Origin of the sequence: Thioalkalivibrio sp. ALE12, from assembly GCF_000381105.1 — a bacterium.
Taxonomy (GTDB): Bacteria; Pseudomonadota; Gammaproteobacteria; order Ectothiorhodospirales; family Ectothiorhodospiraceae; genus Thioalkalivibrio.
Map to the genome: position 1 here is coordinate 1 of NZ_KB905909.1, position 20,158 is coordinate 20,158.

13 protein-coding genes, 1 tRNA gene and 1 pseudogene are annotated in these 20,158 nt (G+C 66.3%); 4 read left to right on the forward strand and 11 right to left on the reverse strand.

Features of this window, described 5'->3' with window-relative positions; all coding sequences use genetic code 11:
• The 11 genes and pseudogenes from F614_RS14990 to aroB all read right to left on the reverse strand — a co-directional run.
• Window positions 1-218 (reverse strand): annotated as a pseudogene (locus F614_RS14990) (IS110 family transposase); the annotation flags it as partial.
• 925 nt (window positions 219-1,143) lie between these two features.
• Complete coding sequence (locus F614_RS14520) at window positions 1,144-2,361, reverse strand: AAA family ATPase (RefSeq protein ID WP_081619702.1); 1,218 nt, start codon at window positions 2,359-2,361, stop codon at window positions 1,144-1,146.
• A gap of 189 nt (window positions 2,362-2,550) precedes the next feature.
• Window positions 2,551-2,627: transfer RNA gene (locus F614_RS0108770), tRNA-Ile, on the reverse strand.
• Window positions 2,628-2,731: 104 nt separating this feature from the next.
• Window positions 2,732-4,642, reverse strand: coding sequence for an RNA polymerase sigma factor RpoD (gene rpoD, locus F614_RS0108775; protein ID WP_018865574.1), 1,911 nt, complete (start codon window positions 4,640-4,642; stop codon window positions 2,732-2,734).
• 215 nt (window positions 4,643-4,857) lie between these two features.
• Window positions 4,858-6,639, reverse strand: a complete 1,782-nt coding sequence (gene dnaG / locus F614_RS0108780; protein WP_019558730.1) for a DNA primase — start codon at window positions 6,637-6,639, stop codon at window positions 4,858-4,860.
• Window positions 6,640-6,705: 66 nt separating this feature from the next.
• Window positions 6,706-7,116 carry a DUF86 domain-containing protein gene (locus F614_RS0108785; RefSeq protein WP_019558731.1) on the reverse strand — a complete coding sequence of 137 codons (411 nt, stop codon included), beginning with the start codon at window positions 7,114-7,116 and terminating at the stop codon, window positions 6,706-6,708.
• Entirely contained in the window at window positions 7,101-7,499 is a 399-nt protein-coding gene (locus tag F614_RS0108790; protein ID WP_018865577.1) for a nucleotidyltransferase family protein, read from the reverse strand. Before F614_RS0108790 ends, F614_RS0108785 begins: the two co-directional genes overlap by 16 nt.
• A 128-nt stretch (window positions 7,500-7,627) precedes the next feature.
• Window positions 7,628-12,091 (reverse strand): glutamate synthase large subunit, encoded by a 4,464-nt coding sequence (gltB, locus tag F614_RS0108795; protein ID WP_019558732.1) that lies wholly within the window; start codon window positions 12,089-12,091, stop codon window positions 7,628-7,630.
• 401 nt (window positions 12,092-12,492) lie between these two features.
• Window positions 12,493-14,355, reverse strand: coding sequence for an SPOR domain-containing protein (locus tag F614_RS0108800; RefSeq protein ID WP_026329838.1), 1,863 nt, complete (start codon window positions 14,353-14,355; stop codon window positions 12,493-12,495).
• 11 nt (window positions 14,356-14,366) lie between these two features.
• Window positions 14,367-15,536 (reverse strand): deoxyguanosinetriphosphate triphosphohydrolase, encoded by a 1,170-nt coding sequence (locus F614_RS0108805; RefSeq protein ID WP_019558733.1) that lies wholly within the window; start codon window positions 15,534-15,536, stop codon window positions 14,367-14,369.
• Between the two features lie 4 nt (window positions 15,537-15,540).
• A complete protein-coding gene (gene aroB / locus F614_RS0108810; RefSeq protein WP_026329839.1) occupies window positions 15,541-16,650 on the reverse strand; it encodes a 3-dehydroquinate synthase in 1,110 nt (369 codons plus the stop codon).
• 179 nt (window positions 16,651-16,829) lie between these two features.
• Between aroB and rpsU the strand changes: the two genes are divergently transcribed.
• The 4 genes from rpsU (at window position 16,830) to hemE (ending at window position 20,104) form a co-directional block, all read left to right on the forward strand.
• On the forward strand, window positions 16,830-17,045 hold the full coding sequence (rpsU, locus tag F614_RS0108815; RefSeq protein ID WP_012981683.1) for a 30S ribosomal protein S21: 216 nt from the start codon (window positions 16,830-16,832) through the stop codon (window positions 17,043-17,045).
• 40 nt (window positions 17,046-17,085) lie between these two features.
• Window positions 17,086-17,535, forward strand: a complete 450-nt coding sequence (locus F614_RS0108820) for a GatB/YqeY domain-containing protein (RefSeq protein WP_018876527.1) — start codon at window positions 17,086-17,088, stop codon at window positions 17,533-17,535.
• A gap of 98 nt (window positions 17,536-17,633) precedes the next feature.
• On the forward strand, window positions 17,634-19,040 hold the full coding sequence (locus tag F614_RS0108825) for an FAD-dependent oxidoreductase (RefSeq protein WP_018865582.1): 1,407 nt from the start codon (window positions 17,634-17,636) through the stop codon (window positions 19,038-19,040).
• An 8-nt stretch (window positions 19,041-19,048) separates the two neighbouring features.
• Entirely contained in the window at window positions 19,049-20,104 is a 1,056-nt protein-coding gene (hemE, locus tag F614_RS0108830) for a uroporphyrinogen decarboxylase (protein WP_019558735.1), read from the forward strand.
• Window positions 20,105-20,158 lie beyond the last annotated feature (54 nt).

Sequence of the window (20,158 nt, forward strand, 5' to 3'; positions counted from 1 at the left end):
TCCAGCGGGCGTGCCCAGCCGTTGTAACCTTCCATCGCCACCTGGACCCTCTGGTCCGGCGACCGACGATGGCGTTCCACTCGTTCGAAGAACGCTGTAAATCCAGACGGTTCGTGATCGATGCGGAACTCGTCCAGCACATGTCCCGTACCATCGCCGACCGCCACTTGGTGGAAACGACTGCCGACATCCACGGCTACAAGAAGAGGGGTATCCATAGCGGTGACCTCCAGGCAAGATCCGACGCCAAAACTCATCCGGCGTCTCGTCTACCTTTCAGCCATCACTCCAGAAGAGTGGGCACCATCCACGTGGGACGCTCCGGATGATGCAGGGGCGGCGAAGGCGGCATTTCAGAACCGAGCACGTCCAAGCGGAGTGCGGACCCCACAAGCCACACCTCCGCCGCCGTCTCGAGTCTAGAACACCTCAACACCCTTCGCCGGCCTGCGAAATCCAAAGGTAGACCCCGGGATTCGCTTGGATGCGGTTACGATCTTCCCCAGCTTCTAATCGATTCAGAAAACCGAGCAAACGAGTCGCTAGTGGCATCACGCGCGTCTACCAATCCGAGCTCGTACACCATCTTCGCTATCTCCCGGGAGTCGCTCTCCCGGTAGTCTCTTGTGGTAGAGCGCTGTGGGCGCAGGGCTCGCCGAAGCTCTTCTTTTGCGTGTTGAATCAGGCCGACGTTTGACCCTGAACGTGACGGATCGCGCCACTTTCTGTTGACTGACCGAACAGCTTCGGGCCACAAGAACCACCACGCCTCGAGTTCCCAGGCAGGGGTCGCGGCTATGGCGTTTACTCCTTCCTCAGAAAGTAGTCTTTCGATTCGAGAGGAAAGCACTTCATGGGCGGGTTCCACGTTGTCGCAGTCTTCGTGAGCTATGACAAAAAGAACATCCCGCGCGCAGCGCTCGGCCTTTATGAATTCAGCAATTCCAATGGCGTTCTTGCGCGCCTTAGCCTCTTCCCTCCCCCTAACGAGCACTTGAGGCTTGCGCCGAGGTTGGGGGCGTGGCAAGTCATTCCGCAGCGCGTGCGTAAGCCACGCGAGCGACTCTGTGTCGTTTTGGTCCTCACCGAATATCAAGATTACAGGAGGTCGCTTTCGCTCCTTTTTATCCTTCTTCCTGTGCTTCAAAGAACACCACCAAGTGCGCCAGAAAACCAAAGTTCTCCCAGATCAAGCTCTGTGGAATCGGTCATTTCTGCGACGAGCTCGGGATCAATTGCCGGAATCACCGATTCACCGAGATGATTGCGCTCGCAGACGATTAGCTCAGAAGGGTCTAGACGATTTACTAACGCCGGAGAATGCGTGACGACGATAAGCTGCGTGCGCTCCTTGGCGTCGCGCATGCGCTCTACGATGCGATCTAGCGCGTGTGGGTGCAATCCATGGTCAATTTCTTCTACGCACGTCAGTAGCGGTGGATTCGGGTCATGCAGCATAGCCAGAATCGCGATGGCCCTTACGGTCCCGAATGAGGCCGCACCCAAGGGTGTCGTGCCAGTGAGAGACTCCTCCACAATCCGGATTTCGACACCTTCCTGGCTGCCGCCAATGGGGTGAAGCTCAAGGTCGATGATCCCGGGGACTATCGTACTCAGGTCATCCTTCAACAGGTCAAATGTCTCTGGATGGGCCACCGACAACCATGAAAGAAAGGCGGCGACATTGCTGCCGTCCGACTCCAAACGCGATGTGGTCGTCTCTCGAGAGGGGCGGCGTGCTGCCCAACCATCTACCTCAAAAACCCGAAAGGTTTCGAATAACTTGGCAAGTTCGTCAACTTGGATCGCGCCTGCGTTGCGCCCAAGACGTCGAAGTGTGGAAAGCCCCGACGAACGGGAGGCAAGACCTAGTTCTTGTTGGTCAGAGTCCGTGCGAGCCCCATCGTCGATGGTCACTTTTCCGCCTCGAACGGTGATGCGTCGCCCGCGGCCTTGCGTCCTCTTAAATTGGAGATTCTCGATGCGAGCTAATATTTTTTTTTCATCGCCTGACTTTGCCGAGCGAACCCGACGTTGCCAAAAGGTGAGCCCGTATTCATCAGGCGCGTTGGCGCTGGCGTAAGTGGTAACTTGCGCCTTGATGCCAATCTTTATCCTATTGCTGCTTGATGTGGACTTGCCGCGAGCGCCTCTAAAACGCAACGCCTCGAAACCACCGTGACTCTCAATCGCGGGAAGCAGGTCAGTCCGGACAGTGTCACCAAGAAACTGGATGACCTTGAGAAGATTGGTCTTTCCGGCCGCATTCGGCCCGACGAGGACATTGAGATCCCTCAGCTCAACCTGAACGTCATTCAGGCTCAGAAAGTTTTCAGCGCTTATTGAGTGTAGTGGACGCATTTTCTCGGGCTGTGTTCGTCTAGCCTATACTTGGGCGACACCAACAGAATCCACATAGTGCCCATGGTGGAACCTGTTGTACATGGGGTGGCATTCCCGACTGGACGCCCGAGGAAACGAAATACTCGCCTACATGGTACCTACAAGTTTGTGGAGCGTGCAGCCACGTTTCGTAACTATCGGAAAATGTGGTGGGCCCGGTCGGACTCGAACCGACGACCAAGGGATTATGAGTCCCCTGCTCTAACCAACTGAGCTACAGGCCCGTATTCGGGGAGGGTACAAACGACTGCGGCGCCATTCTACCCGGAAAGGGAGAGATGGCGCCGCAGCGGCAGGGCAGGTTCCGGCCGTCCGGCCGGGACGCCGGTTACTCGGCGTCGGTGTAGGTGCGCAGCAGTTCGGCGCGGGTCGGGTGACGCAGCTTGCGCAGGGCCTTGGCCTCGATCTGACGGATGCGCTCGCGGGTGACGTCGAACTGCTTGCCGACCTCCTCGAGGGTGTGGTCGGTGTTCATGTCGATGCCGAAGCGCATGCGCAGGACCTTGGCCTCGCGCGGGGTCAGCGTGGAGAGGATCTCGCGGGTGGCCTCGGTGAGGCTTTCCTGCGCGGCGGAATCCGACGGCGAGGCGACCTTTTCGTCCTCGATGAAGTCGCCCAGGTGGGAGTCTTCGTCGTCGCCGATCGGGGTCTCCATGGAGATCGGTTCCTTGGAGATCTTCAGCACCTTGCGGATCTTGTCCTCGGGCATCTCCATGCGCTCGGCCAGCTCTTCCGGCGTGGCCTCGCGGCCCATCTCCTGCAGCATCTGGCGGGAGACGCGGTTGAGCTTGTTGATGGTCTCGATCATGTGCACCGGGATACGGATGGTCCGGGCCTGGTCCGCGATGGAGCGGGTGATGGCCTGGCGAATCCACCAGGTGGCGTAGGTCGAGAACTTGTAGCCGCGACGGTATTCGAACTTGTCCACCGCCTTCATCAGGCCGATGTTGCCTTCCTGGATCAGGTCGAGGAACTGCAGGCCGCGGTTGGTGTACTTCTTGGCGATGGAGATCACCAGGCGCAGGTTGGCCTCGACCATCTCCTTCTTGGCGCGGCGGGCCTTGGCCTCGCCGATGGACATGCGGCGGTTGATCTCCTTGATCTCGGAGATGTTCAGGCTGGCCTCGTGCTCTATCTCGGCGAGCTTCTTCTGCAGGCGCACGATCTCGTCCTCGTGCTCGGCGAGGGCGGTGGTGTACTTGCCCTTGGCCTTGCAGGCTTCCTTGATCCAGTCGAGGTTGGTCTCGTTCTTGGGGAAGCTGTCGATGAAGGTCTTGCGCGGCATCTGCGCCTGTTCCACGGCCAGCGCCATGATACGGCGCTCGTGGCGGCGGATCTGGTCGATGCTGCCGTGCAGCTGCGTGGTCAGCTGGTCGACCATGCGCGGGACCAGCTTGAACTCCATGAAGTACTTGGCGGTGGCCTCGCGCGCGACGGCGTAGGCCTCGCGGTTGCCCTTCTCGAAGGCCTTGTGGGCCTTGGCGTGCAGCTTGCGCAGCTTCTCGAAACGTTCGCGGGCCTCTTCCGGGTCCGGACCGGTGTCGACCGGTTCGGCGGCTTCTTCGTCTTCCTCGGCGTCCTCCACCTCGTCGACGATGGCATCCAGCTCGGCGCTGGCCTGCTGCTCGGCAGCCGCCGCAGCGGCTGCCTTCTGCTCGTCCTGGGCCTTCTGCGCCTGTTCCGGAGTCACCAGGCCGCGGGCCACGGCCTCGCCGTTGGCGTGGTCGTTCGGGTCGATGAAGGAGACCACCAGATCGGTCAGGCGACCGTTGTTTTCGACGATCTGGTCGTACTCGTGGATCAGTCGTTCGATCGCGCCCGGGTGGTGAGCCAGCGCGAACAGAACCTGCATCAGGCCTTCCTCGATGCGCTTGGCAATGCGGATCTCGCCTTCGCGGGTCAGCAGCTCGACCGTGCCCATCTCGCGCATGTACATGCGCACGGGGTCGGTGGTGCGACCGAAATCGGAATCGGCCGAGGCAAGCGCGGCCACGGCATCTTCGGCGTCCTCGTCGGCGGAGACGGAGCCGTCGGACAGCAGCAGGCTGTCGGCGTCCGGGGCCTGCTCGTGCACCGCGATGCCCATGTCGTTGATCATCGCGATGATGTCCTCGACCTGGTCGGAGTCGATGATCGAGTCGGGCAGGTGGTCGTTCACCTCGGTATACGTGAGGTATCCCTGCTCCTTGCCCTTGGCAATCAGTTCCTTGAGCTGGGATTGCTGCTCTTCACGATTCATTGCGGTCGTACTCCGAGGTGCTTGGTCGAGCCGCTACAGGACGGCTCTAGGAAATTGGGGCGCAGAAAAATCAATCCTGTATTGTAGCAGAAGATTCTTATATTGCCGGTTGCCGGACGCTGATTGCGGTCAAGGCCTTGCGCGGCGCGCCATGTGGCGCCCTCCGGCTGTCTGAACAATGCGGGCAATCGCGTCCGCTTCAAGGCCCGGGCTGGCTATTGCGGCCGGTCGAATCGCTGCAGCTGCTCGGTAAGACGGGCGAGCTCGGCGCGTTGTTCCGTCCCCAGTTCGGTGCCGGGGCGAGTCAGTTCACGAATTCGCGAACGGTAGTGCTGGCGCAGGAGCTGGCGGGCGCAGTCCAGCGCCGTCTGCCGGGTGACGGCCACCTCGCCGTCCTCCAGGGCCTGGTGGGCCAGGGCCATCAGGCGCTGGAAGTGGCGTTCCTCGCGGAAGCGTTCCAGCAGCCCGGCGGTATGCCGTTCGGGGTTTTCGTCCAGGGCGGCGAGGAGCTCGCGCAGGGTGGCCGCGGCCACGCCGGGCAGTTCGACGAGCTGGCGGATCTCCGGCTGCGACCAGTCGAGTTCCGGATGTTGCAGGACACGCGCCAGCAGGGCGCCCCACAGGGCCGGCGGGCTTTCGCCGCGGGGTGCCCGGCTGGTGGCGGGGTTGGCCGGGAGATCGCCCCCCGAACCCGAGGCCGTCGCGCGGGCGGGTTCGGGGGGCTGCTCGGACAAGACCTGTTCCAGGCGCTCGTGGCTCAGATGGGTCTCCTCGGCGATGCGCTCGACCAGCTGGTCGCGGAACAGGGGATCGCGCGTGGTGGCAACCAGCTTCATCGCGGCATGCGCGAAGCGGGTGCGGCCCTCGGCGGTGTCGGTCGGGTGTTCCTCGCGCAGCAGCCGGACCAGCGTCTCGGACAGGGGCAGGGCACCGGCCAGCCGTTCCTCCCAGCCGGCGAGGCCGTCACGCAGCACCAGGCTGTCGGGGTCGTCCCCCTCGGGCAGGAACAACACGCGCACCTCGCGCAGGCCCTGGATCGCGGGCAGGGCCTCGGCCAGCGAGCGCCAGGCCGCGCGGCGCCCGGCGGCGTCGCCGTCGAAGCACAGGGTGATGCGCGAGACCTGGCGGAACAGGCTGTCCAGGTGGGCGCGGGTCAGGGCGGTGCCCATGCAGGCCACCGCTCGGCGAAAACCGGCGCGGGCCAGCCCGACCACGTCCATGTAGCCCTCGACCACCACGATGTCATCCAGTCGGGTGCCGGCCTTGCGGGCCTCGAAAAGGCCGTAGATGGTCTGTCCCTTGTGGAAGACCTCGCTCTCCGGGCTGTTCAGGTACTTCGGCTCGCCGTCTTCAATCAGGCGCCCGCCGAAGCCGGTAATGCGCCCGCGCCGGTCGCGGATCGGGAACATGATGCGCGCGCGGAAGCGCTCGCGGATGCCACCGTCGTCGCGGCGCGCGGCCAGCCCGGCATCCACCAGTTGCTGCGGGGTGAAGCGGGGCTTGAGGGCCTCGATCAGGCCCGAGGGCGGGGCCCAGCCGATCTGGTAGTCGCGGGCCGTGGTGCCGTCGATGCCACGGTTTTTCAGGTATTCGACTGCCTTCGGCGTCTGGCGCAGCTGCTGCACGTAGTAGTCGGCGGCCGCGTTGAGGGCCTCGTACAGCGGGGCGTGGGCCTCGCGTTTGTCGTCCCCTCCGGCCTCGCGCGGGACCTCCAGTCCGGCCTGTTCGGCCAGCTGCTCCACCGCCTCGGGGAAGCTCAGGTTCTCGTACTCCATCAGGAAGCTGATGGCCGTGCCGTGCGCCCCGCAGCCGAAGCAGTGATAGAACTGTTTTTGCGGCGAGACATAGAACGACGGCGTCTTCTCGCCGTGGAACGGACAGCAGGCGGCGAACTCGCGCCCGGCCTTCTTCAGGCTCACGCGGCGCTGGATCACCTCGACGATGTCGCTGCGCTCGAGCAGCTCGTCGATAAATGCCTGTGGAATGAGGCCTGCCATGGGGGTCTGCTGGGGTGCCTGAGCCGTGGGGGTATCCGGATGATACCGGCTGCCGCGGCTTGTGGGTCAGATGCGGTCGGAAACCAAGCGTGCGAAGGCCCGAAAATCATCCAGATGCCGGGAGCAGACCGAGTGGGTGATGTCCCAGTTGATGCGTTCGTAGTTGTGCACGGCGATGTTGCGGAAGCCGACCGCCTTCTTGAGTCGCTCGGCCAGGGTCTGCTCGATCACGCCGCCTTCGACGAGGCGGTCGAACGTCTCGCCCATGGTGTTGGGCGGCGGGAGGTCGAGCGAGGTGACCAGGTGTGCCCCGATGTCTACGCATTGCTGCACGGCGCGCGACAAGTTCAGGGCAATGATGTCCTGAGTGTCCGGGTCCCGGGCCAGTTCCTCGGCCGTGGCGGGGCAACGCTGGCTGACCCGGTTAACGCAGTACCGTAGGGTCTCGAGTTTCTGCTCGACTACGCGCGGGTCCACGCGTCTCTCCGCTCGGCCAGGATGCGATTACGGTAGGGCAGGAAATCGGCCTGCTCGATCAGGTGACGGGTCAGGTAGCGCGCGTGGGTCTCGTCGCTGCCAAGCACGCGGATGCCCCGAGTCATGATCTCGCCCAGCAGGGGTTCGCCCGCCTGAGTCAGGTCCACGAGGTCCACCGGACGCCCGGTGGCCGCGGCCAGGGCATCGATCAGCTCGATGCGTGCCTGGGTATCCAGAGGCGATCCGGCGCTGACGGCGAGGTCGAGGTCGCTGTCGAACCGTGCGCCGCTGCGAGCCAGCGATCCGAACAGGATGGCCAGCTCCAGTTCCGGATGTTGTTCCAGCGTGCGCCGGATATCCGCAATTTCGGCTCTCGTTTCCATGGCCTCGAGTCTAGCAGGAGTATCGGCTTGCCCGACGGTTCTCCAAACGCCTCGGTTCCGCACTGAGACGGGCCAAAACAAAACGGGCCCCGTGAGGGGCCCGCGTCGTCGTGCCGCCGGGTGGCGGGTCAGGCGGCCTGGCGCAGGTTGGCCAGCAGGCCCCGGAGTTCGGAGGCCTTGGGCTTCACCAGCCAGAACGAGCCCTGGTAGTCGTCGAAACGTTCCAGGATCTCGCGGCCCCAGGCGCTGTCCGTCTCGTGCACGAACTCGGTGATGAGTTCCTCGAGATAGTTGCGGTGCGCCTCCATGTCCTCGGTGTCGAGGCGGTGCAGGTCGATCAGCTCGTTGTTGATGCGGTCCGGGAAGTCGTTCTCCCGGTCCAGCACGAACGCGAAGCCGCCGGTCATGCCCGCGCCGAAGTTGATGCCGGTGTTGCCCAGCACCACCATCACGCCGCCGGTCATGTACTCGCAGCCGTGGTCGCCGATGCCTTCCACCACGGCGATCGCGCCGGAGTTGCGCACCCCGAAGCGTTCGCCGCACTGGCCGGCGGCGAACAGCTTGCCGCCGGTCGCGCCATACAGGCAGGTGTTGCCCATGATGGTGGTGTCCTGGCTGGCGAAGCCCGAGCCTTCCGGCGGGCGGATCACCAGCTTGCCGCCGGTCATGCCCTTGCCGACGTAGTCGTTGGCATCGCCTTCCAGGTACAGGTGCAGGCCGCCGGCGTTCCAGACGCCGAAGCTCTGCCCGGCCGTGCCCTTCATACGCACGGTGATCGGGGCATCGGACATGCCCTGGTTGCCGTGGCGCTTGGCGATCTCGCCGGACAGGCGCGCGCCGATCGAGCGGTCGGTGTTGGCAACGTCGAAACGGTACTCGCCACCGGCCTTGTTCTCGATCGCCTCGAGCATCTCGGCGACCATCTTCTCGGCCAGCTCGCCCTTGTCGAACGGCTCGTTCTTCGGCTCCTTGCAGAAGCGTGGCTTGTCGGCGAGGTCGCCGCTGGCCAGCAGGCCGTTCAGGTCCAGGTGCTGCTGCTTCGGCGTCTCGCCCGGCAGGATCTCCAGCAGATCGGTACGGCCGATCAGATCCGTCAGGCTGCGCACGCCCAGCTTCGCCATCCACTCGCGGGTCTCGCGGGCGACAAACTGGAAGTAGTGCATGACCATCTCGGGCAGGCCGATGAAGTGGTTCATGCGCAGCACCTTGTCCTGCGTGGCGACACCCGTTGCGCAGTTGTTCAGGTGGCAGATCCGCAGGTACTTGCAGCCCAGCGCGACCATCGGGCCGGTGCCGAAGCCGAAGCTCTCCGCACCCAGGATCGCCGCCTTGATCACGTCGAGGCCGGTCTTCAGGCCGCCGTCGGTCTGCAGCCGCACCTTGTCGCGCAGGTCGTTGCCGCGCAGGGTCGCGTGGGTCTCGGTCAGGCCCAGCTCCCACGGGGTGCCGGCGTACTTCACCGAGGTCAGCGGGCTGGCGCCGGTGCCGCCGTCGTAACCGGAGATGGTGATCAGGTCGGCGTAGGCCTTGGCCACGCCGGCGGCGATCGTGCCAACCCCGGCCTCGGAGACCAGCTTCACCGAGACCAGCGCATCCGGATTGACCTGCTTGAGGTCGAAGATCAGCTGCGCCAGGTCCTCGATGGAGTAAATGTCGTGGTGCGGCGGCGGCGAGATCAGGGCCACGCCCGGATTCGAGTAGCGCAGCTCCGCGATCATCTTGTTGACCTTGTGGCCCGGCAGCTGGCCGCCCTCGCCGGGCTTCGCGCCCTGGGCAACCTTGATCTGCAGCACCTCGGCGTTGACCAGGTAGTGCGGGGTCACGCCGAAGCGGCCGGAGGCCACCTGCTTGATCTTGGACATGCGCTCGGTGCCGTAGCGGGAGACGGCCTCGCCGCCCTCGCCGGAGTTGGAGCGCCCGCCTAGGCGGTTCATCGCGGTGGCCAGGGCCTCGTGGGCCTCCGGCGACAGCGCGCCCAGGCTCATGCCAGCGGAGTCGAAGCGCGGCAGGATCTCGGCCTCGGGCTCGACCTCGTCCAGCGCGATCGGCTCGATGTCGTCGCGGACCTTCAGCAGGTCGCGCAGCACGGTCACCGGGCGTTCGTTCACCAGGTCTGCATATTCCTGGTACACGCCGTAGTCGCCGGACTGCACGGCGCGGTGCAGGGTCTGGATCACGTCCGGGTTGTAGGCGTGGTACTCGCCACCGTGGACGTACTTCAGCAGGCCGCCCTGGCCGGCGCTCTTGCGCGGGTTCCAGGCGCGCCTGGACAGCGTCTCCAGGTCCGCCTCGATATCGGCGAAGCGGGTGCCCTTGATGCGGCTGGTGGTGCCGGTGAAGCAGGTGTCCACGACCTCGTCGGCCAGGCCGACGATCTCGAACAGCTGCGCGCCGCGGTAGCTGGCGATGGTGGAGATGCCCATCTTCGACAAGATCTTGAACAGGCCCTTGTTGATGCCGCGGCGGTAGTTCTGCGCCAGGGTCAGCGGGTCGGCGTTCGGGATCTCGCCGGATTCGCACATGCCGTGCAGCGCGGAGTAGGCCAGGTACGGGTAGATCGCGGTGGCCCCAAAGCCGAGCAGGACCGCGAAGTGGTGCGGGTCGCGCACGGTGGCGGTCTCGGCGACGATGTTCGCGTCGGTGCGCAGCTTGGCGCGGATCAGCGCGTGATGCACCGCGCCCACGGCCAGCGCGGCCGGGATCGGGCGGCGTTCCGGGTCGATGCCGCGGTCCGACAGCACCAGCACCACGGCACCGCCGCGCACGGCCTCGACTGCGTTTGCGGTCAGGGCCTTCACGGCGTCTTCCAGGGAGCCGGCATGGACGTCGTAGTTGAGGTCCATGCGCTCGACGCGGAAGGCGTCCTCGGTCTGGTTGCACAGTTCGCGGAACTTGGCCTCGGACAGCACCGGGGAGTCGGATACCAGGCGGTGGGCGTGGTCCGGGGTCTCCTCGAACAGGTTCTGCTCGCGGCCGAAGCAGGTCTCCAGCGACATCACGATGCTCTCGCGCAGCGGGTCGATCGCCGGGTTGGTGACCTGGGCGAACTGCTGGCGGAAGTAGTCGTACAGTGAGCGGGTGTGCTGCGACAGCACCGCGAACGGGGTGTCGTCGCCCATCGAGCCCACGGCCTCCTGACCGGCCTCGGCCAGCACGCGCAGGATCTGGTCGCGCTCCTCGAAGGTCACGTCGAACAGCTTTTCGTAGGTCTCCAGGCGCTCGGCCGGCATCGGCTCGCCGGAGAACAGCTGGTTGTCGTCCAGCTGGCTCTTCAGGTGTTTCTCGTGGGCGCGCAGCCACTGGCGGTAGGGCTGGCGCGTGCGGTTGATGCGGTCGACGTCCTCGGGATGGAGCAGCTCGCCGGATTCGGTATCCACGGCCAGCATCTGCCCGGGCTTCAGGCGGCCCTTGGCGACCACGTCCTCCGGGGCGTAGTCGTACACGCCGATCTCGGAGGCCAGGGTGATGTGGCGGTCCTTGGTGATCACATAGCGCGCCGGGCGCAGGCCGTTGCGGTCCAGGGTGCAGGCGGCGTAGCGGCCGTCGGTCAGCACGATCCCGGCCGGGCCGTCCCAGGGCTCCATGTGCATGGAGTTGTATTCGTAGAAGGCGCGCAGGTCGGAGTCCATGTGCGCGACGTTCTGCCACGCCGGCGGGACCAGCAGGCGCATCGCGCGGAACAGGTCCATGCCGCCGGCCAGGAGGACCTCGAGCATGTTGTCCAGGCTCTGCGAGTCGGAGCCTTCCAGGTTGACCAGCGGCTCCAGTTCGGCCAGTTCCGGCAGCTTCTCGGTGGCGAACTTGTGCTGGCGTGCGACCGCCCAGTTGCGGTTGCCCTGCACGGTGTTGATCTCGCCGTTGTGGGCGAGGAAGCGGAACGGCTGCGCCAGGCCCCACTGCGGGAAGGTGTTGGTGGAGAAGCGCTGGTGGAACACGCAGATCGCGGTCTCCAGCTCCGGGCGCTGCAGGTCGCGGTAGAACACCGGCAGGTTTTCCGGCATCACCAGGCCCTTGTAGGAGACCACGCGCGCGGACAGGCTCGGCACGTAGAACACCGGGTCGTCGCCCATCGCGATCTCGGCGCGGCGGCGTACCACAAACAGGGCGCGCTCGAAGTCATCGCCGTCCATGTCGGCCGGGGCGTTGATGAACACCTGCAGGATGTGCGGCTGGCTCTTCAGGGCCTCGGCACCACAGGCGTCTTCCGGGTTGACCGGGACCTCGCGCCAGCCGGCAAGCGTAAGCGGGCCGCGCTCGATCGCGTTCTCCACGGCGGCACGCGTCTCGGCGATCTTTTCCGGGTTGATGAACACGATACCGGCGGCGAAGCGCTCGGCCAGCTCGATGTTCGACTCCGAGGCCAGGGTGCGCAGGAAGGCCTCGGGGGCCTTCATCAGCAGCCCGCAACCATCGCCGGTCTTGCCGTCCGCGGCGATCGCGCCGCGGTGGGTCATGCGTTCCAGTGCCTTGATTGCCGTGTCCACCACCCAGTGGCTGGCGACGCCGTCCATGTGCGCAATGAGGCCGAAGCCGCAGTTGTCGCGCTCGAATTCGGGGCGGTAGAGGGTGCCGTTCAGTTGGTTCTGTCGCATCGGTGAACTCCGGTCGCAGCGCGCAGGGCCTTGCGCGGGCGCGGTACGTGGGTCAGGGCCGTCCCTGGGAACAAGAACACGAAAAAAGGCGCAGGAATATAGCGAACCGCCATTCTCCCGGCAAACCGGGCCCGGTCAAAAAGACACGACACCCGCGCAGGTTAAAGTCCGGCAGGGCGCGAACCACGAAGCCAAAAAGAAACCCTGATAAAGCGTTCACAGGAAGATTGGAAGGCAGGAAGGGTTACTGATTTTTGGCTGCGCTCAACATCAAGTAGCAACCACCTGTGTCCAGCAACGAGCCCCTCAGCTCCTGTCTACCTTCCGACCTTCTCTTCTTCCTGTGAATCGCCCTTGATCTTTTTCGTGTGCTTCGTGGTGAGTAAGGGGCCTGTCCCAGGTCAGTCACGGACGGCGTTCTGGACCGAGCCGATGGAGCGGATCCAGGGCTCGTCGTTGCGCACTGCGGCCGGCAGGTCCTCGGCGGCGCGCTGGGCGGCCGCCCGGTCGGAGAAGACTCCGGCCAGGATGACCACGAAGTCGCGGTTGTTGACCCGGGTCGGGATGTAGCGGATGGCACCCAGATCGTGCTGGTCCGCGTATGCGCGTGCGGCCTCCATGTTCGGCGCGGCCAGCAGCTGGATGGTCGTGGCGCTGCCGTCCTGGTTGTTCAGCCAGTCGCGGTCACTGGCCAGACGCGCGGCGTCGGCGTCGTCCACGGCCGGTGCTTCGGCGGCGGGTTCCGGCTCGGGTTCCGGTTCCGGCTCTGGCGCCGGTTCCGGTGCGGGCTCGGGGGTTGGCTCCGGCTCGGGTGCTGGCTCCGGCTCCGGAGCGGGTTCTGCGTCACCGGCTTCTGCGGTGGGTTCAGGTTCGGGTTCGGGTGCTTCTGCGGCCGGTTCCGGGGAGTCGGTCCCGGGCGCGGACGGTTCGGCCGCGGCCGGCGGGGGCAGATCCAGCGGGTCGGCCACGGCGATCTCGTCATCGTGCGCGGGCGCCGGCTCGGGCCTGGGTTCGGGCTCGGCCTCGGTGACGCGCGGTTCGGGCAGGGGTAGCTCGATGATCTCGCTGTCGGCGGGCGCGGGCTCGCCCTCCAGCAGTTGCCAGGCGACCGGTGCGGCGATCCCCAGTGCCACGGTGATGGCGACGGCGGGTACGAACCAGCGCTGGTTCCAGAACGCGGCGTTTTCCGGTGCCGGGGGCTCGGGGATACGGTCGTCGGCCGCAATGCTGCCCGGCTCGCTCGCGGAGCTCTCCGGGGCGGGAGGCTCGGCGGTGGAGGTGGACAGGGCTTCGGCCGCGGGCGTGAAGTCCTCGTCGTCGCGGCTCGCCCGGAGGCTCGGTTCCGGGTCCGGGGCGGGCTCGGGGGTCGGCTCGGGCTCCCTGCGAGCGGCGTGAAAGGCCGGTTCTTCTGTGTCCGGTTCCGGGTCGGGGGTATCGACCTCGGCGGCGTCCCCTGCGGCCACGCCGGGCGCGGCGCTGCCGGTGGTCGCCGCGGCGCTGGCCCGGCGCTCGCTGCGGCACTGGCGTTCGAGGAAGCTGTTGGCCTCGCGGTTGAGGTTGCCCGGCAGGCCCTGGCTGGTGGTCTGCAGGTGGGCAATGGCGTCCGCGTCCAGCAGGCGGTCGGGGTCGGTCAGGCCCGCCGCCTGCAGGCGGTGGCGCAGGTAGGCCGCGGTCTGTTCCAGGTTGAAGGCGCGCAGGCTGACTCGGGTGACCTGATCCTCGTCGGAGGGATCGGGCAGGTACAGGCGGCGGCGCAGCAGGCCGCCGGACCCCACCAGGATGATGCGCGGGGCGCGGCCGTGCTTGGCGAGGACCTCGCTGCGCATCCGCATCAGATTGTTGACGATGTCGGTCCCCACCAGGTGGGCGTCGTCCATAGCAATGACCGGGTCGACGCCGTCGGCGACGCGGTCGGCCAGCAATTCGGTCAGGGGGCGGTCGGGGTCGTCCGCGTTCTGCGAGCGCAGGTAGTTGCGAATGGTGTTGTCCACCGATTCGAACTGGGTATTGATCCGTGCGCGGAAGGCAATCAGCTCGAACGGGTCGGGCAGCATGGCCAGCAGCCGCATCAGCTGCAGGCTGCGTCCGGAGCCGTTCTCCCCGGTCATCAGGACGACCGCCCCGGGGCCGTTCAGAGCAGCCCGTGCCGATTCCAGCTGGCCGTCCAGCAGCGGGTCGCTGTAGATGAAGGTCTCGTCGGGGGCGTCGTCAAACGGCGGCGCGTGCAGGCCGAGTTGTTCCAGGCATTGTTCGGAAAGCGCCATCGGATTCGGTCTCAGGTCAGCGTGCCCAGGTCGAACAGGCGGTGGTGTTCGCGGATGGCGTGGCGGTCGGTCATGCCGGCGATGTAGTCGGCGATGGCGCGTTGCAGGGCGTGCGGATCATGCGCGGCGATTGCGTCCGCGTGGCGCTGGAAGTTCTCGGGCATCAAGCGGGGCTCGGACTCGAACGCGGCGAACAGGTCGTGGATCAGCTGACGTGCCTTGTGCATGACCCCGTGGACCTGATGGTGATGGTAGAGGTTCTCGCGCAGGAAGCCCTTGAGTTCACGCGCCTGCTCGGCCACCTCCGGGCTGAAGCGGATCAGGGCCTCCCCGGCGCGGCGGACGTCATCGGCGGACTGCGGGCGGTGGCGGTCGATGGCCGCCTGGCTGCTCCCGATCAGGTCGCTGACCAGGGTGTCGATCATGCGGCGCACGGTCTCGTGCTGGGTTCGCCGTGGATCCAGATCCGGATAGCGGGCCTGGACCTTCTCGCGGCAGTCGCGGAACAGGGTGACCTCGGCGAGGCGGTCCATGGTGAGCAGGCCGGAGCGAAGGCCGTCGTCGACGTCGTGATTGTTGTAGGCGATCTCGTCGGCCACGTTGGCGAGCTGGGCCTCCAGGCTCGGCTGTTCCTTCTGCAGGAAGCGCACCCCGACCTCGCCCAGCTGGCGGGCCTTTTCGGGCGAGCAGTGCTTGAGGATGCCCTCGCGCGTCTCGAAGGTCAGGTTGAGGCCGTCGAACTCGGCGTAGTGGCGCTCCAGCAGATCGACGATGCGCAGGGACTGCAGGTTGTGCTCGAAGCCGCCGTGCTCGCGCATGCAGGCATTCAGGGCGTGCTGCCCGGCGTGCCCGAACGGCGTGTGGCCGAGGTCATGCGCCAGGGCGATGGCTTCGACCAGGTCCTCGTTCAGTTGCAGGGCGCGCGCGATCGAGCGCCCGATCTGCGCGACCTCCAGCGAGTGGGTCAGACGGTTGCGGAACAGGTCGCCCTCGTGGCTGATGAAGACCTGGGTCTTGTACTCCAGGCGGCGAAAGGCGCTGGAGTGCACGATGCGATCGCGATCGCGCTGGAAGTCGCTGCGGTGGCGGGGGGCGGGCTCCGCCTTGGCGCGCCCGCGCGAGTGCGCGGGATCGTAGGCCCAGGGTGCCAGTCCCGGTGTGAGGCTGCCGGGCGTGGTCATGGCCTCAGGCGACACGGGCATGCTCGCGCAGGGTATGGTCCAGGGCCGCCGGATCGAATGCGTCGGTCAGCACGGCCTCGCCAATGCCGCGCAGCAGGACCAGCCGCAGGCGGCCACTGGCGACCTTCTTGTCGATGGCCATCAATTCGCGGAAGCGCTCCGGGGTGACCTCGGCCGGGGGCTCCAGGGCCAGGCCGGCGCGTCGGATCAGGGCCTCCGCGCGTTCGCGGCCGGCGCGGTCCAGCCAGCCCATGCGCTCCGACATGCGTGCGGCCATGGCCATGCCGGTGCCGACGGCCTCCCCGTGCAGCCAGGCGCCATAGCCCATGCCGGCCTCGATCGCGTGGCCGAAGGTATGGCCCAGGTTCAGCAGGGCGCGGATGCCGCCCTCGCGCTCGTCGGCGGCGACGATCTCGGCCTTGCAGGCGCAGGAACGGCGAATGGCGTGGGCCAGCGCCTCCGGATCCAGCGCGCCGAGGGCGTCGATGTGCTCCTCCAGCCAGGCGAAGAAGTCGGCGTCGCGGATCAGGCCGTACTTGATGACCTCGGCCAGGCCGGCCTGCAGCTCGCGCCGGGGCAGGGTCTTCAGGGTGTCGGTGTCGATCACGACCGCGCGCGGCTGGTGGAAGGCGCCGATCATGTTCTTGCCCAGCGGGTGGTTGACCCCGGTCTTGCCGCCCACGGAGGAGTCGACCTGGGCGAGCAGGGTGGTCGGCACCTGCACAAAGTCGATGCCGCGCTGGTAGATGGCGGCGGCAAACCCGGCGATGTCGCCGACCACGCCGCCGCCGAGGGCGACAATCCGGCTGCCCCGGTCCAGGCGAGCCTCCAGCAGCCGGGTCAGGATGCTTTCCACCGTGGCCAGCGTCTTGTGCTGTTCGCCGTCGGGCAGTTCGATCCACAACGGCTCGCCGTCAAGGTCGCAGGCCGCGAGGCTGCGGCGCAGGGCGTCGCCGTACAGGGGGCCCACGGTGGTGTTGGTCACCACCGCGACGCGCCGGCCCGCCAGCGCCGGGCGCAGGTGTTCCGGGGCGGCCAGCATGCCCGGCCCGATGTGGATCGGGTAGGCGCGCTCGCCCAGTTCGACATTGAGGCTTTCCATGTACGCCATCATAGCGTGCGGGCCGATGATGGCGTAAGCCGGGCATGCGCCGTGCTGCGGATCGCTTCACGGACTTTTGCAATTGGTGCGGGTTGGATTACCATAGGGAGTTCTGCATGGTCGCCCGGAGTGTTGGCGGCCGGTTTTGTTGTTTTTGATCGAAAAGATCCAGCATCCGTTTCGGAGATTGTATGCCGCACGTACGAGTTCGTGAGAATGAGCCCTTCGAGGTCGCCCTGCGCCGTTTCAAGCGCACCTGCGAGAAGGCCGGCGTGGTCGCGGAAGTCCGCCGCCGCGAGTACTACGAAAAGCCGACCACCGAGCGCAAGCGCAAGGCCGCGGCCGCGGTGAAGCGCCAGCTTAAGAAGAACTCCCGCGACATGACCCGTCGGGTGCGCCTGTACTGAACCCCTGTCCGGGTAGCTGCCCGGACCCGAGGACCCGACCATGTCGCTCAAGGCCCGGTTGCAGGATGACGTGAAGCAGGCCATGCGGGCCCGGGAGAAGGACCGCCTGGCGGCATTGCGCATGATTCAGGCCGAGGTGTCGCAGTTCGAGGTCGACGAGCGGCGCGAGGCCGACGACGACACCGTTCTGGCAATCCTCAATCGCATGCTCAAGCAGCGGCGCGACTCCATCGATCAATACCAGAAGGGTGGTCGCGAGGATCTCGCCGAGCGCGAGGCCGCCGAGATCGCCATCATTGAGGAATACATGCCGGAGCCGCTGGATGCGGCGGCCCTCGATCAGCTGGTGCAGGAGGCGATCGCCGAGACCGGCGCCGCGGCCCCCGGCGACATGGGCAAGGTGATGGGCGTACTCAAGCCCCGGGTCTTCGGTCGTGCCGACATGGGTCAGGTGAGCCAGAAGGTCCGGTCCGCACTGGGGCATTCTTGACCGTTACGCTCGTTTGAGCGAAACGGACCATTCCTGAACGCATGAACGGTTGAACCCCGTGGCGTCATGCCGCCGGTTCCCGTCGGAGCGAGTGATCCATGGCTTCCAATCCGATGCAGTTCCTGGACCTGCCGCGCCAGGACCCTCAGAAGACCCCTGCCGAGATTCGTATCCACGAGTTCGGCGAGATCATTGGTCAGTTCGACCCGGCGACCGCGGGGCAGCAGGCGGGCCGCTGTCTGGCTTGCGGCAATCCCTATTGCGAATGGAAATGCCCGGTCCACAACTTCATCCCCAACTGGCTGAAGCTGGTGGAGGAAGGCAACCTGTTTGCCGCGGCCGAGCTCTCGCACAAGACTAACTCCCTGCCCGAGGTCTGCGGCCGTGTGTGCCCGCAGGACCGTCTTTGCGAGGGCGCCTGCACCCTGAATGACGGCTTCGGCGCGGTCACCATCGGCTCGGTCGAGAAGTACATCACCGACGAGGCATTGAAGGCCGGCTGGCGCCCGGATCTCTCCGACGTCACCGCGACCGGCAAGCGGGTCGCGGTGATTGGCGCCGGCCCCGCGGGGCTGGGCTGCGCCGATATCCTGGCCCGTAACGGCGTGCAGGCGGTGGTGTTCGATCGCTATCCGGAAATCGGTGGCCTGCTGACCTTCGGCATCCCGCCGTTCAAGCTGGAAAAGCACGTCATCCGCACCCGCCGTGAGATCCTCGAGGGCATGGGGGTCGAGTTCCGGCTGAATACCGAGATCGGCCGCGACATCGCGATGGACGCCCTGCTGGAGGAATACGATGCCGTGTTCCTCGGCATGGGCACCTACACGGCGATGCAGGGCGGCTTTCCTGGCGAGGACCTGCCGGGCGTGTATCCGGCCCTGCCGTTCCTGATCTCCAACATCCGCCAGGTGATGAACTGGCCGCAGGAAGAGGGCGGCGAGTTCATCGACATGGCCGGGCAGCGCGTGGTCGTGCTGGGCGGCGGCGATACCGCGATGGACTGCAACCGCACCTCGATTCGCCAGGGCGCCGCCTCGGTGACCTGCGCCTACCGGCGCGACGAAGAGAACATGCCCGGCTCGCGCAAGGAAGTGGTGCATGCGCGCGAAGAGGGTGTGCACTTCGAATTCAACGTGCAGCCGGTGGAGATCGTCGGCGACGGCAAGGTGGAGGGCGTGAAGGTCGTGCGCACCCAGATGGGTGCCCCGGACGAACGCGGCCGCCGCCGTCCCGAACCGGTCCCCGGCTCGGAGCACGTGATCCCGGCCGACCGGGTGCTGATCGCCTTCGGCTTTCGTCCGTCGCCCTCGGACTGGTTTGCCGACTACAAGATCGGTATCGACGAGGGCGGGCGCGTGCAGACCGCGGGCGAGCATGCCTTCCAGACCGGCAACCCGAAGGTGTTTGCCGGCGGCGACATGGTGCGCGGCTCCGACCTGGTGGTCACCGCCGTCTTCGAGGGCCGCGAGGCCGCCGAAGGCATCCTCGAATACCTCGGCGTCTGAGCCTTTCGATGTCCAATAGCCTGAAAAACGATCGTCTCCTGCGGGCCCAGTTGCGCGAGCCGGTGGACCGTCCGCCGATCTGGATCATGCGCCAGGCCGGGCGCTATCTGCCGGAATACCGCGAGACCCGCGCGCAGGCCGGCAGCTTCATGAGCCTTTGCCAGAACCCGGAGCTGGCCTGCGAAGTCACCATGCAGCCGCTGCGCCGGTTCCCGCTGGACGCCGCGATCCTGTTTTCCGACATCCTGACCATTCCGGATGCGATGGGGCTGGGGCTGTACTTCGAGACCGGCGAGGGCCCGCGATTCCGCGAGCCGGTCCGCACGCTGGAGGCGATCGAGAACCTCCCGGTGCCCGACCCGGAGCAGGAACTGCGCTACGTGATGGATGCGGTGCGCCTGATCCGCCGCGAACTGGACGGCCAGGTGCCGCTGATCGGCTTCGCCGGCAGCCCGTGGACCGTGGCGACCTATATGGTCGAGGGCCAGGGCTCGCGCGACTTCGCCGAGACCAAGCGTCTGATGTACGGCGAGCCGCAGGCGATGCACGCCCTGCTGCAGAAGGTGGCCACCGCGGTCACCGACTACCTCAACGCCCAGATCCGCGCCGGCGCCCAGTCGGTGATGATCTTCGACACCTGGGGCGGTTCCCTGACCCCGCGCGCTTATCGCGAGTTTTCGCTGGCCTACATGCAGCGCATCGTCGATGGCCTGATCCGCGAGAACGACGGTCGCCGTGTGCCGGTGACGCTGTTCACCAAGGGCGGCGGTGCCTGGCTGGAGACGATGGCCGACACCGGGGCGGATGCCCTGGGCCTGGACTGGACCATCGAGATCGGCGAGGCCAGCCGGCGGGTCGGCGACCGCGTCGCGTTGCAGGGCAATCTGGACCCGTCGGTGCTCTACGCGCCGGAGGCCGTGGTGCGCGAGGAGACGCGGCGGGTGCTGGACGGCTTCGATCGCGATACCGGCCACGTCTTCAACCTGGGTCATGGCGTTCACCCGGGGATCGACCCCGAGCGCGTCGCCGCGATGGTGGATACGGTCACGAACTACCGCCGATAGCGGCATCCGGCTCGCCGCGGCCCGGACGGGCCGCCGAGGCATTCCACGAACCGC